General features: G+C 69.1%; 11 protein-coding genes and 1 pseudogene. 7 read left to right on the top strand and 5 right to left on the bottom strand.

Annotated elements, in window-relative coordinates:
- Positions 1-48: 48 nt before the first annotated feature.
- From KWI83_RS23045 to KWI83_RS23055, 3 genes are all read right to left on the bottom strand, one after another.
- Positions 49-906, bottom strand: coding sequence for a DUF4429 domain-containing protein (locus tag KWI83_RS23045; RefSeq protein ID WP_218516387.1), 858 nt, complete (start codon positions 904-906; stop codon positions 49-51).
- Positions 907-963: 57 nt separating this feature from the next.
- Positions 964-2181: an alpha/beta hydrolase gene (locus KWI83_RS23050; RefSeq protein WP_218516280.1), complete on the bottom strand. Its 1218-nt coding sequence runs from the start codon at positions 2179-2181 to the stop codon at positions 964-966.
- Positions 2182-2328: 147 nt separating this feature from the next.
- Positions 2329-2988: a TetR family transcriptional regulator gene (locus KWI83_RS23055; protein WP_218516281.1), complete on the bottom strand. Its 660-nt coding sequence runs from the start codon at positions 2986-2988 to the stop codon at positions 2329-2331.
- A 116-nt stretch (positions 2989-3104) separates the two neighbouring features.
- Between KWI83_RS23055 and KWI83_RS23060 the strand changes: the two genes are divergently transcribed.
- Together KWI83_RS23060 and KWI83_RS38910 are read left to right on the top strand one after the other, a co-directional pair.
- Positions 3105-4724, top strand: a complete 1620-nt coding sequence (locus KWI83_RS23060; protein WP_218516282.1) for an MFS transporter — start codon at positions 3105-3107, stop codon at positions 4722-4724.
- Between the two features lie 290 nt (positions 4725-5014).
- Positions 5015-5162 (top strand): annotated as a pseudogene (locus KWI83_RS38910) (small hydrophobic protein); the annotation flags it as partial.
- A gap of 436 nt (positions 5163-5598) precedes the next feature.
- Here the strand turns inward: KWI83_RS38910 and KWI83_RS23065 are convergent.
- Positions 5599-6366, bottom strand: a complete 768-nt coding sequence (locus KWI83_RS23065) for a potassium channel family protein (RefSeq protein WP_218516283.1) — start codon at positions 6364-6366, stop codon at positions 5599-5601.
- Positions 6367-6438: 72 nt separating this feature from the next.
- A complete protein-coding gene (gene aceE / locus KWI83_RS23070; RefSeq protein ID WP_218516284.1) occupies positions 6439-9186 on the bottom strand; it encodes a pyruvate dehydrogenase (acetyl-transferring), homodimeric type in 2748 nt (915 codons plus the stop codon).
- 419 nt (positions 9187-9605) lie between these two features.
- Here aceE and KWI83_RS23075 point away from each other — a divergent pair, with 419 nt between their 5' ends.
- From KWI83_RS23075 to KWI83_RS23095, 5 genes are all read left to right on the top strand, one after another.
- Complete coding sequence (locus KWI83_RS23075) at positions 9606-10043, top strand: DUF3052 domain-containing protein (RefSeq protein ID WP_167529716.1); 438 nt, start codon at positions 9606-9608, stop codon at positions 10041-10043.
- A 109-nt stretch (positions 10044-10152) separates the two neighbouring features.
- Positions 10153-10611, top strand: coding sequence for a peroxiredoxin (locus tag KWI83_RS23080; RefSeq protein ID WP_218516285.1), 459 nt, complete (start codon positions 10153-10155; stop codon positions 10609-10611).
- Between the two features lie 113 nt (positions 10612-10724).
- A complete protein-coding gene (locus KWI83_RS23085; RefSeq protein ID WP_218516286.1) occupies positions 10725-11300 on the top strand; it encodes a calcium homeostasis/redox stress adaptation protein in 576 nt (191 codons plus the stop codon).
- 101 nt (positions 11301-11401) lie between these two features.
- Positions 11402-11977 (top strand): TerD family protein, encoded by a 576-nt coding sequence (locus tag KWI83_RS23090; RefSeq protein WP_218516287.1) that lies wholly within the window; start codon positions 11402-11404, stop codon positions 11975-11977.
- Between the two features lie 138 nt (positions 11978-12115).
- Positions 12116-13252: a DUF475 domain-containing protein gene (locus tag KWI83_RS23095; RefSeq protein ID WP_218516288.1), complete on the top strand. Its 1137-nt coding sequence runs from the start codon at positions 12116-12118 to the stop codon at positions 13250-13252.
- Positions 13253-13274 lie beyond the last annotated feature (22 nt).

Here is a 13274-nt window from a genome sequence, read left to right on the forward strand (position 1 = left end):
CGGCTCCGCCGCGTGGGCGCGACCAGCCCCCACGACCGGCACCCGACATCAAAGCTCGGCCAACAACTCGGCCTTCTTCACAGAGAACTCCTCATCAGTGACCAACCCGGCCTGATGCAGCTCCCCGAGATGCCGAATCCGCTCCGCGATGTCCGCAGGATCCCTTCGCGGAGCGGCGGCAACGACAGCCCCCGCCGAACCCGCGGAGCGCACCGCCGCCAACACGGCCGCCGCGAACGGCAACGACTCATGCACGGGCCCGTACCCCAGCCCGAACACCACCGCCGCCGGATCCTGATCGGCCTGCGCCGGCTGCTCCCCGGCATCCCGCCGCAGCAGCCGCAGATGCCCCTCGAACACCTCCGGCGACCGCCACTCCACCCCGTTCAGATCCGCCACGGCGAACTTCTGGTCCCCGGCCTTCCACTTCGCCGACGACGCCCCCGTCCAGAACCACCGGAAGGACACGGACGTACCGTCGAAGGACGCCTTCCCGTCGTACGCCTTGAACGCCAACGGTGTCTCCGGGGCGTTCACCAGAAACCGCTCCGCCGGGCCGGACTCCGTCAGGTGCGCCCGCAGTTCGTCGGCGTAGTACTCCGCGAGAGCGTCCCGCTCGGCGGGCAGCACCAGCCGATAAGGATCGCTGCTCTCCTTCAGCTGCCCGGCCGCCGCCTCGATCAACGGATCCGCCCCCGGCCGCGGCTCCGCACGCAGGACGACGGTCCCGCGCCGCCCGGGGGAGAGCGTCACCCCCTGCAACGCCGCCAGCGGCACCCGCCGCTCACCGAGCGCCTGGAAGAGCTTAGGTGTTCGAATCCCCCGTTCGTAGCGGATGAGCACGGAGTCGGACTCGAACTCCCAGGCGGCATGAAATCCGGCCAGTACGTCACCCATGCGGCTCATCGTATGCGGCACGCGCTCTTTCGTCCCCTCCCTGCGCAGACCGCGGTTTCTGCGGCTCTACGCGCGTCCGGCCGTCGTCGTGCCGGACAAACCCGCCCGGCACATGCCCGCATCGTCGGCGCAGTCCACCGCGCGGTACGCGCCAACCCCGATCTCGGCGAAGTTGGCGAGGCTCTCCGTGCCCGGTTCGAAGTACCCGGCGTGTCCCCGTGCGCCGCGCGCCGACAGTACGCGCGCCCCGAACGCCGCGGACACGGGATCCGCGCCGTGCCCGAGCCCGCCGAACTCCATGTACGGCACGTCCTGGATCCAGTCGTCGGCGTCCCGCATCGCCCACACGCGCGCGGAGGTGCGCAGGTGGGCGGCCTTGGTGACCCGCATCCCGGGACTGCCGGCGACCGCTATGTCGGCCACCCGGCCGGGCAGCGTGTGCGCGGCGACCCCGCAGACGACGGAGCCGTAGCTGTGGCAGAAGAGTGAGACCGGCGCGTCTCCGGGCAGCGCGCGCACCAGCGCGTTCAGCCGCACGGCCCCGTCCTCGGCGCGCATCGCGGTGGCCGACTCCATGCCGAGGCCGTTGGGCGCGGTGTAGTCGGCCCAGGCGATCACGGCCGTGCGCGTCGAGGGGCGGGCGGTGCGCTCGGCGGCGTAGAGGGACTTCGCCATGCCGACCGGGGCGGTGTATCTGCGGTGGGTGCGCTGGAAGGTGAGCACGTCGGTGTCGACGCCGGGGACGACGACGGAGACCCGCTCGGCCCGGTCGAGGTCGCCGAACACCTCGGCGACCCGGCCCGCGCCGTCGGGGTCGAAGGCGAGGATGTGCCGGTCCGCGCGCATCAGCGACTCGAAGCGGTGCATTCGGCGGCCCGCCTCCTGCTGCCCGGTGGGGTTGAGTCGACTGTCGCGCATGCGTTCGAGTTCGACCTTGCGGGCCTGGTCGAGGGCGATGCGGTTGGCCCGGTAGCGCAGCTGGACGGGGGCGCCGTTCATGTTGCCGACCGCGAGCGGATAGCGGCGGGCCAGGTGGTCGCGCTGCCCCTCGGTGAGCGAGGCGAAGAAGGCGGCGAGCCGGGCGGGTGCGGTGTCCGGGTCCGGCAGCCGGTGTCCGTCCAGGCGGCCGTGCTCCCAGGCGGAGAGGGAGGCCTGCAGCGGTGTGTCCGACCGGTGGTTGCGCAGCGCGGTCCAGCCGGTGGTCGCCAGCATCACGAACACCACGGCCAGCGCGAGCAGGGCGCGCCAGACGTTGAGTGAGGGAGAGGTGTCGAAGGAAGTCACTGGGAGGACACACTAGGAGAACGGGAGGGTCTCGCGTGAACCGTGTGTCGCGGATCACGTTTGAGGAAAGTCACCTGATCGCCACGCGGGGTGACCGCCCCCGCCCCCCTTTGTCGCGGCCCGTGCCGCTCGCCGCCGGTGCCCGGCTCAGTGCCTGCGCCAGTCGCCCGCCAGGACCGGGCCCACCTGATCGAGGTACGCGGCCGTCAACGTGCGCATCGCCTCCGCGCTGACATCCGGCCCCGTGCTCCACAGCCGTTCGGTGACCCGGATGACCCCGCCGAAGACCGCCACCGCCACCCGCGGCCGCGGATCGGCGTCCACGTCCAGGCCCTCCCGCTCGGCGATCAGCCGCGCCAGCTCCTCCTCCGTCTCCGCCGACCGGCGCAGATGTGCGGCGAGCAGGACGGGCGTCGACTCGATCACCCGGTACATCCGCAGATACAGCTCGACCGGGACGACCGCCTCGATGACCTCGCTGATCCGGTCCCAGCCGTCCAGCACCGCCCGGCGCAGTGCCTCCATCGGCGGCTCGTGCGCGGGGCGGGCCCGCACCGCCGCCACGAAGCGCGCCACCGTCATCGCCTGCAGGGCGAGGGCGGCCTCCTCCTTGCCGGAGAAGTAGCGGAAGAAGGTGCGCTGCGAGACATCGACGGCCGCGGCGATCTCGTCGACGGTCGTGTGGTCGTAGCCGCGGGTGGTGAACAGCTCCACCGCCGCACGCAGCAGTGCGTCCCGGGTGCGCTGCTTCTTGCGTTCGCGCAGCCCCGGCCGCGGCCCTGTCCGTGTGGTGCCGACCGTTTCCATGGGGGGCCTCTCCTGCGAACTGTTCTACCTGCTCAGGCTATATGCGAGTGTCGTGACAGTTACCGACTTGTGAATTGGTTTGTCAACTGTCAGACGCTGTCATTAGCCTCGAACGCATGACTAGTCAGACCACCATCGACGCGACGGGGCCGGGGGACAAGGCACCAGCCGCCCCGTCGGACCCGACGCCGGTCAAGGGCCTGCGCGGCCATCCCTGGCTCACCCTCATCACCGTCGCCGTGGGCGTCATGATGGTGGCCCTCGACGGCACCATCGTGGCCATCGCCAACCCGGCCATCGCCACCGACCTGAAGGCCAGCTGGGCCGAGGTCCAGTGGATCACCAACGCCTACTTCCTCGCCCTCGCGGTCTGCCTGATCACCGCGGGCAAGCTCGGTGACCGCTTCGGCCACCGGCAGACCTTCCTGATCGGCGTGGTCGGCTTCGCCGCCGCGTCCGGGGCGATCGGCCTGTCCGACTCGATCGCCTCGGTCATCGTGTTCCGGGTCTTCCAGGGCCTGTTCGGCGCCCTGCTGATGCCGGCCGCGCTGGGCCTGCTGCGGGCCACCTTCCCGGCCGAGAAGCTCAACATGGCCATCGGCATCTGGGGCATGGTCATCGGTGCCTCCACCGCCGGTGGCCCGATCCTCGGCGGTGTGCTGGTCGAGCACGTCAACTGGCAGTCGGTGTTCTTCATCAACGTGCCGGTCGGCGTCCTCGCCCTCGTCCTGGGCGGGCTGATCCTCACCGACCACCGCGCGGAGAACGCCCCGCGCTCCTTCGACATCCTCGGCATCGCCCTGCTGTCGGCCGCGATGTTCTGCCTGGTCTGGGCGCTCATCAAGGCGCCCGAGTGGGGCTGGGGCGACGGCCGGACGTGGACCTTCATAGCCGCGTCGGTCGTGGGCTTCGTGCTCTTCGCGCTCTGGGAGAAGCGGGTCCGCGAGCCGCTGATCCCGCTGGCCCTGTTCCGCTCGATCCCGCTCTCGGCCGGTGTCGTCCTCATGGTCCTCATGGCCATCGCGTTCATGGGCGGCCTGTTCTTCGTGACGTTCTACTTGCAGAACGTGCACGGCATGAGCCCCATCGACGCGGGCCTGCATCTCCTGCCCCTCACCGGCATGATGATCGTCGGCTCGCCGCTCGCGGGCGCGATGATCACCAAGTTCGGCCCGCGGCTGCCGCTGGCCCTCGGCATGGGGTGCACCGCGCTCGCCATGTACGGCATGTCCACGCTGGAGAAAGGCACCGGCAGCGGCATCATGTCGCTCTGGTTCGCCCTGCTCGGCCTCGGCCTCGCGCCGGTCATGGTCGGCGCCACCGAGGTCATCGTCGGCAACGCGCCCATGGAGCTGTCCGGTGTGGCCGGTGGCCTGCAGCAGGCCGCCATGCAGATCGGCGGCAGCCTCGGTACGGCCGTGCTGGGCGCCGTGATGGCCTCCAAGGTGGACGGCGACCTGGCGGGCAACTGGGCGGACGCGGGTCTTCCGCCGCTGACCCCGGAGCAGGAGGCGCAGGCCGCCGAGGCGGTGCAGCAGGGCGTCGCTCCGGTGCCGCAGGGCACGCCGGACGCCATCGCCGCGAAGATCACGGATGTCGCCCACGACACCTTCATCTCCGGCATGAGCCTGGCATCGCTGGTCGCGGCCGGGGTCGCGGCGGTGGCGGTGCTGGTCGCCTTCCTGACCAAGCGCGGCGAGAACGCGGAGGCGGGCGCGGGGGCGGCGCACATCTAGCGACGTACCTCTAGTGACGTACATCCAACGGCGTACACCTGACGGGAACTCACCTATCAGGGTGACAGCCCCCAAGATCCCCCACATCCGGCACGCGCCGCAGGTCACAGTGGGTCAAGCCCTCCGCATGTACCTGTGGCAAGTTCGTACGACGACGAGGGCGGCCGGGGCCGCGGCGCGCTGCCGGAGGGGGGCGGCGCGCCGACAGGCCGTCGGGCATGGAACGAGCAGCGGGGGTACCCGTCACATCGACCCGAACCAACCGAGGGGTTCAGGGAGTTGACGAGCTGATGGCGGGCTTCGGACAAGGAACGCGCGGGTACCCCCGCTCACGTGGCCGGACGTGGTCACGGACCGGGCCGGATCGCGCGCAACTCGGGACCATCGGCGCCATCCGTGCGATCGCCGGTTTCCGTCCTGGGCATCATCCTCGGCCCATGGCCCTGACAGCCCTGACCCTCATCCGGCTGACGGGGGCGTCTTCCCCGGGCTACGGGTCGTTCTGAACCGGGGGGAGTGAGAGAGGGGCCTCCGACACCACGCCGGGGGCCCCTTCAGGTGGCTCGGGGCAGCTGACGTGGGCAGTGGTGGTCGTATACCGCGTGGCTGCGACGCGTGGTGCTGCGGTGGGGGCAGCCCGCCGGGTAGTGGTGGCGGTGAAACCCGCGGGGCTGCGGCGCGTGGTGCCGGTAGCCCGCCCGGCAGCGGCCGTAAAGGCCGCGCAGCTGCGGGCAGTCGTGCCGCTGGGGCGGCACGGGTGGGCGCAGCGGCACCCCGCCGGCGCGGGCGAGCGCCCCGACCTCCACGGCGCAACGCCGGTCACCCTTCGGCGCCGGTTGCGCAACTGACTTACAGCGCGACGCCGTCAACCGCTTTACCCGCGCTGCTCCTCACCCGGCCCCGGCACCATCCCCGCCCCCGCCCCCGACAACGCGGCCACCTGCGCCCGCAACGCCCGCACCTCCTCCGTCAGCGCCGCGATGGCCTCCGTCTGTCGCCGCTCCTCCGCGTCGTCCATCTCGAACCGCGCTATGAACCACGCGGCGATATTCGCGGTCACCACACCCAGCAAAGCGATCCCCGACAGCATCAAGCCCACCGCCAGCAACCGCCCCACCCCGGTCGTCGGCGCATGATCCCCGTACCCCACGGTCGTCATCGTCGTGAACGACCACCACACCGCGTCACCCAGCGTCCGAATGTTCCCGCCGGGCGCGTCCCGCTCCACCGACAGCACGGCCAGCGACCCGAACATCAGCAGCCCCACCACCGCACCGGCCACATACGTCGTCAGCCGTATCTGCGAAGCCATCCGGGCCCGTCGCCCGACCAACAGCAGGGTCGACACCAGCCGCAGCAACCGCAGCGGCCGCAGCAACGGCAGCGCCACCGCACACAGGTCCACCCAGTTCCGCCGTACGAAATACCGCCGATCCGGCGCCAACCACAGCCGCACCGCATAGTCGGCCGCGAACGCCCCCCACACCACCCACTCCACGACCACACAGGCCGCCGTCAGATTCCGCCCCGCCGAACTGTCCACTATCGGCACCGCGTAGGCGACGGCGAACACCACGGCCAGCACCAGCAGCGGCCGTTGGGTACGCCGCTCCCACCTCACCTGCGCCGATTGCTCCTTCATGCCCGCATCGTAAGGAACGCGCGAGGGCGGCGAGGCCCAGGCCCCACCGCCCTCGCGTCCACCGGCGTACGGCTACGCGTCGCCGCCCGCGGCCCCCGGATCCGCCGCCGAGACATCAAGGAGCTGGTACCGGTCGATCGCCTGCTTCAGTACCGACCGATCCACCTTCCCCTCCTTCGCCAACTCGGCCAGCACCGCGACCACGATCGACTGCGCGTCGATGTGGAAGAAGCGACGAGCCGCCCCACGGGTGTCCGCGAAGCCGAACCCGTCCGCCCCGAGCGACTGGTACGTCCCCGGCACCCACCGCGCGATCTGGTCCGGAACCGACCGCATCCAGTCGGATACGGCCAGGAACGGGCCCTCCGCGCCATTCAGCTTCCGGGTGACGTACGGCACCCGCTGCTCCTCCTCCGGATGCAGCAGGTTGTGCTCCTCGCACGCCACGGCCTCCCGCCGCAGCTCGTTCCAGGAGGTCGCCGACCACACATCGGCCCGTACGTTCCACTCCTCGGCGAGGATGCGCTGCGCCTCGACCGCCCACGGCACCGCCACACCCGACGCCATGATCTGCGCCGGAATCGACCCCGCCGTGCCCTCGCTGAACCGGTAGACGCCCTTGAGGATGCCCTCGACGTCCACGTTCTCCGGCTCGGCCGGGTGCTGGATCGGCTCGTTGTAGACGGTGAGGTAGTAGAAGACGTCCTCGCCGTGCGGGTGCTCCGGCGTCCCGCCGTACATCCGGCGCAGCCCGTCCTGCACGATGTGCGCGATCTCGTAACCGAACGCCGGGTCGTACGCCACACAGCCCGGGTTCGTCGAGGCGAGCAGCTGCGAGTGCCCGTCCGCGTGCTGCAGGCCCTCGCCGGTCAGCGTCGTACGCCCCGCGGTCGCACCCAGCACGAACCCCCGCGCCAGCTGGTCGGCCATCTGCCAGAACTGGTCGCCGGTGCGCTGGAAACCGAACATCGAGTAGAAGACGTACACCGGGATCAGCGGCTCGCCGTGCGTGGCGTACGCCGAGCCCGCCGCGATCAGCGACGCCGTGCAGCCGGCCTCGGAGATGCCGTCGTGCAGCATCTGCCCGGTCGGCGACTCCTTGTACGCGAGCAGCAGGTCCCGGTCGACCGCCTCGTACTGCTGGCCCAGCGGGTTGTAGATCTTCGCGCTCGGGAAGAAGGAGTCCATACCGAACGTGCGGTACTCGTCCGGCGCGATCAGCACGAACCGCTTGCCGATCTCCTTGTCCCGCATGAGGTCCTTCAGGAGACGGACAAAGGCCATGGTCGTCGCGATGGACTGCTGGCCCGTGCCCTTCTTTACGGTCGCGTACGTCTTGTCGTCCGGCAGTGCGAGCGGCTCGGAGCGCACGACGCGCGTGGGGACGTAACCGCCGAGCGACTTGCGGCGGTCGTGCATGTACTGGATCTCCTCCGAGTCCCGGCCCGGGTGGTAGTACGGCGGCGGGCCGGACTCCAGGTCGCGGTCGGAGATCGGCAGGTGCAGGCGGTCCCGGAAGCGCTTGAGGTCGTCGACCGTCAGCTTCTTCATCTGGTGCGTGGCGTTGCGGCCCTCGAAGTTCGGGCCGAGCGTCCAGCCCTTGATCGTCTTGGCCAGGATCACCGTCGGCTGGCCCTTGTGCTCGACGGCCGCCTTGTACGCCGCGTAGATCTTCCGGTGGTCGTGACCGCCGCGGCCCAGCATCAGGATCTGGTGGTCTGTCATGTTCTCGACCATCGCGCGCAGCCGGTGGTCGTCGCCGAAGAAGTGCTCGCGGATGTAGGCGCCGGTCTCGGTCGCGTACGTCTGGAACTGGCCGTCCGGCGTGGTGTTCATCTTGTTGACCAGCACGCCGTCCCGGTCCTGCGCGAGCAGCGGGTCCCAGGTGCGGTCCCAGATGAGCTTGATCACGTTCCAGCCGGCACCCCGGAAGACCGACTCCAGCTCCTGGATGATCTTGCCGTTGCCGCGCACCGGGCCGTCGAGGCGCTGCAGGTTGCAGTTGACCACGAAGGTGAGGTTGTCCAGGCCTTCGCGGGCGGCGATGGTCAGCTGGCCGAGCGACTCCGGCTCGTCCATCTCGCCGTCGCCGAGGAACGCCCACACGTGGGACTTCGAGGTGTCCGCGATACCGCGCGCGTGCATGTAGCGGTTCATCCGCGCCTGGTAGATCGCGCCGATCGGGCCGAGGCCCATCGACACCGTCGGGAACTCCCAGAACTCGGGCATCAGCCGCGGGTGGGGGTAGCTGGACAGGCCGTACGGCGCCTTGGACTTCTCCTGCCGGAAGCCGTCCAGGTGCTGCTCGGAGAGGCGGTCGAGCAGGTACGCGCGCGCGTAGATGCCGGGTGAGGCGTGCCCCTGGAAGAAGACCTGATCGCCGCCGTCGCCCTCGTCCTTGCCGCGGAAGAAGTGGTTGAAGCCGACGTCGTAGAGGGAGGCCGAGGAGGCGAACGTGGCGATGTGGCCACCGACGCCGATGCCGGGGCGCTGGGCCCGGGAGACCATCACGGCCGCGTTCCAGCGGGTCGCGTTGAGGATCGTGCGCTCGATCTCCTCGTTGCCCGGGAAGAACGGCTCGTTCTTGGTGGGGATGGTGTTGACGTAGTCCGTGCTGCGCATCTCGGGCACGGCCACGCGCTTCTCGCGGGCCCGCTCGATCAGGCGCAGCATCAGATAGCGGGCCCGCTCACGGCCGCGCTCGTCGATGGCGGCGTCGAGGGAGTCCAGCCACTCCTGGGTCTCCTCGGGATCGAAGTCAGGAACCTGACTCGGAAGGCCGCCAATGATGATCGGATTGCGATCGGATCCGGAAGCCACGCTGTTCCTTACCTGTCAGAGGGCCGATTATCGAGGGTTTTCGGTATGCCTGCACCGTTCCCCATCGTCTACCTCGGGGCCCCAAACGTCACCTCTACCGAGAGGTAACGAAGGTCCTTGGTCCGCTCATGGCGTAGAGGCATTCGAATCTCGTACCCACGGATGGTTCCCAAACGTACATACGGGGCAGATAGGTGTGGTGTACGTCACCATCGATCTCGACGGGCATGCCTGGAGTTGCGGCGACACGGCCCGGATCGTCACCGTTTCGGCGGTCTGAATCGCCGGGTACTTGCGCGATCCGCCCCGCCCGTGTGGACTACGGCCAATGCTTCGCGCACGCGCGTGGCTGAGATTTCCCCAAAGCTCCGAGTGAGCAGGGGATACCCCAATCCCAAGACATGATCAGGAGGCAACCCGTGAGCGCGACCGCGGACCACGCGGAGGAGCGGACGAACCCTGCCGCCAGGCTGGGGTTCCAGCCCGGGCAGGTGGTCCAGGAGATCGGCTACGACGACGACGTCGACCAGGAGCTCCGCGAGGCCATTGAGGAAGCCATCGAGGGCGACCTGATGGACGAGGACTACGACGACGTGGCCGACGCCGTTGTGCTGTGGTTCCGTGACGACGACGGCGACCTGACGGATGCGCTGGTGGATGCCACCACGTACATCGAGGAAGGCGGCGCGATCCTGCTCCTCACGCCCAAGACCGGCCGGTCGGGGTACGTCGAGCCGAGCGACATCTCGGAAGCCGCGACCACGGCCGGGCTGACCGCGTCCAAGAGCGTCAGCGTCGGCAAGGACTGGAGCGGCAGCCGTCTGGCGACGCCGAAGGCCGCGAAGTCCAAGCGGTGACCGTTCGTTGAACGTGGGACGGGCTGACCGAGGTCAGCCCGTCCGCCGTCCGCCGGTGCCCGCTGCGTAGGGTGGTGTCCACCCGAACAGCCCCACCGAAGGGACGACGATGGCGATCCAGGTCGGCGACAAGGCCCCCGACTTCGAGCTGAAGGACAATCACGGCCGGGCCGTCCGGCTCGCGGACTTCCGCGGCGAGAAGAACGTCGTGCTGCTCTTCTACCCCTTCGCCTTCACCGGCGTGTGCACCGGCGAGCTGTGCGAGGTCCGGGACAACCTGCCGAAGTTCGAGGGCCGCGACACCCAGGTGCTCGCCGTCTCCAACGACTCCATCCACACCCTGCGCGTCTTCGCCGAGCAGGAGGGCTTCGAATACCCGCTGCTCAGCGACTTCTGGCCGCACGGCGAGGTCAGCCGCGCGTACGGCGTCTTCGACGAGGACAAGGGCTGCGCGGTGCGCGGCACCTTCGTCATCGACAAGGAGGGCGTGGTCCGCTGGACCGTTGTCAACGGCCTGCCGGACGCCCGTGATCTGAACGAGTACGTCAAGGCCCTCGACACCCTGTGATTGGTCGGTCCCAGGGCCTACGACGGCCGGGAACCCGTCACTAGGATCGACTCGTTTCATCCGACAACAACGCACGACGGGGCACCCCGCCCCTGGACACCAATGGAGGACTCGTGGGAGTCAGCCTCAGCAAGGGCGGCAACGTATCGCTGACCAAGGAGGCCCCCGGCCTGACCGCGGTCATCGTCGGTCTGGGGTGGGACGTGCGCACCACGACCGGCACGGACTTCGACCTCGACGCGAGCGCGCTGCTGCTGAACAACTCCGGCAAGGTCGTCAGCGACCAGCACTTCATCTTCTTCAACAACCTCAAGAGCCCGGACGGCTCGGTCGAGCACACCGGCGACAACCTCACCGGTGAGGGCGAGGGCGACGACGAGCAGATCAAGGTCAACCTGGCCGGCGTCCCCGCCGACATCGAGAAGATCGTCTTCCCGGTGTCCATCTACGACGCCGAGAACCGCCAGCAGTCCTTCGGCCAGGTCCGCAACGCGTTCATCCGCGTCGTCAACCAGGCCGGCGGCGCCGAGATCGCGCGCTACGACCTCTCCGAGGACGCCTCCACCGAGACCGCGATGGTCTTCGGCGAGCTGTACCGGCACGGCGCGGAGTGGAAGTTCCGCGCCATCGGCCAGGGGTACGCCTCCGGACTGCGCGGCATCGCGCAGGACTTCGGCGTCAACGTCTGAGCCGTCCCTTTCGCTCCGCCCGTCCGGCGCCGCACGTTTGCGTGCGGCGCCGGACGCGCAGGACAACCACATCAGGCAGCACCCAGGGGAGGACCAGCATCATGGGCGTCACGCTCGCCAAGGGGGGCAACGTCTCCCTGTCCAAGGCCGCGCCGAACCTCACACAGGTGGTGGTCGGGCTCGGCTGGGACGCGCGCTCCACCACCGGAGCCCCGTTCGACCTCGACGCCAGCGCCCTGGTGTGCGGCAGCGGACGGGTGCTGGGCGACGAGTGGTTCATCTTCTACAACCAGCTCAAGAGCCCGGACGGCTCGGTGGAGCACACCGGTGACAACCTCACCGGCGAGGGCGACGGCGACGACGAGTCGATCCTGATCGACCTCTCCAAGGTGCCCGCCCAGTGCGACAAGATCGTCTTCCCGGTCTCGATCCACCTGGCCGACGAGCGCGGCCAGACCTTCGGCCAGGTCAGCAACGCCTTCATCCGCGTGGTGAACCAGGCCGACGGCCAGGAACTCGCACGCTACGACCTCAGCGAGGACGCCTCCACGGAGACCGCCATGATCTTCGGTGAGGTCTATCGCTACCAGGGGGAATGGAAGTTCCGAGCGGTGGGACAGGGGTACGCCTCGGGTCTGCGGGGCATCGCCCTGGACTTCGGCGTCAACGTCTCCTAGCGCGTACGAGCACGCGATATGAGCAAAAACCAGGGCCGGGTGGGGCGCCGGGGGCGGCCGACTAGACTTCGGCTTCAAAAGTTTCGTAAAGCCGAGCGTGGCGCGGGGAAGCCCCGTCCACAGAGGATTGGGTAGCCAGTGGTTCTGAAAACCTTCGGCTGGTCGTTCGCGGTCACCGCGCTCGGCCTGGTCGCGGCGATCTTCTACGGGGGGTGGACCGCCTTCGGCATCGTGGCGATCCTCTCCATCCTCGAGATCTCGCTGTCCTTCGACAACGCAGTGGTCAACGCCGGAATCCTGAAGAAGATGAACGCCTTCTGGCAGCGCATCTTCCTCACCATCGGCATCCTGATCGCCGTCTTCGGCATGCGGCTGGTCTTCCCCGTCGTCATCGTCGCCGTCAGTGCGCAGCTCGGTCCGATCGAGGCCGTCGACCTCGCCCTGACCGACAAGGACCGTTACCAGGAGTACGTCACCGACGCCCACCCGGCGATCGCGGCCTTCGGTGGCATGTTCCTGCTGATGATCTTCCTGGACTTCATCTTCGAGGAGCGGGACATCAAGTGGCTGGGCTGGCTGGAGCGCCCGCTGGCCAAGCTCGGCAGGATCGACATGCTGTCGGTCTGCATCGCCCTGATCATCCTGCTGATCACCGCGATGACCTTCGCGACCCACGCCCACCTGCACGCCGGGCCCGCGAACAAGGCGGAGACGGTTCTGCTCTCCGGTGTCGCCGGCCTCATCACGTACATGATCGTCGGTGGTCTCTCCGGCTTCTTCGAGAACAAGCTGGAGGAAGAGGAGGAGCGCGAGCACGAGCAGGAGGAAGAGGCCAAGCGCACCGGCAAGCCCGTCATGCTGCTGGCCGGCAAGGCCGCGTTCTTCATGTTCCTGTACCTGGAGGTCCTGGACGCGTCCTTCTCCTTCGACGGCGTGATCGGCGCCTTCGCCATCACCAACGACATCGTGATGATGGCCCTCGGCCTCGGCATCGGCGCCATGTACGTCCGGTCGCTGACCGTCTACCTGGTCCGCCAGGGCACCCTCGACGAGTACGTCTACCTGGAACACGGCGCCCACTACGCCATCGGCGCGCTCGCGGTGATCCTGCTCGTCACCATCCGGTACGAGATCTCCGAGATCATCACCGGCCTGATCGGCGTCGTCCTGATCGCCGCCTCCTTCTGGTCCTCCATCCGCCGCAACCGCGCGATGGCGGCCGCCGAGGGAAAGGCCGGTTCGGACGACAAGACTGAGGTCGCGTCCGGGGTGTGACGCCCGTCCGGGTGAGGAACGC

Source organism: Streptomyces sp. TRM70350 (assembly GCF_019219825.1).
Lineage (GTDB): Bacteria > Actinomycetota > Actinomycetes > Streptomycetales > Streptomycetaceae > Streptomyces.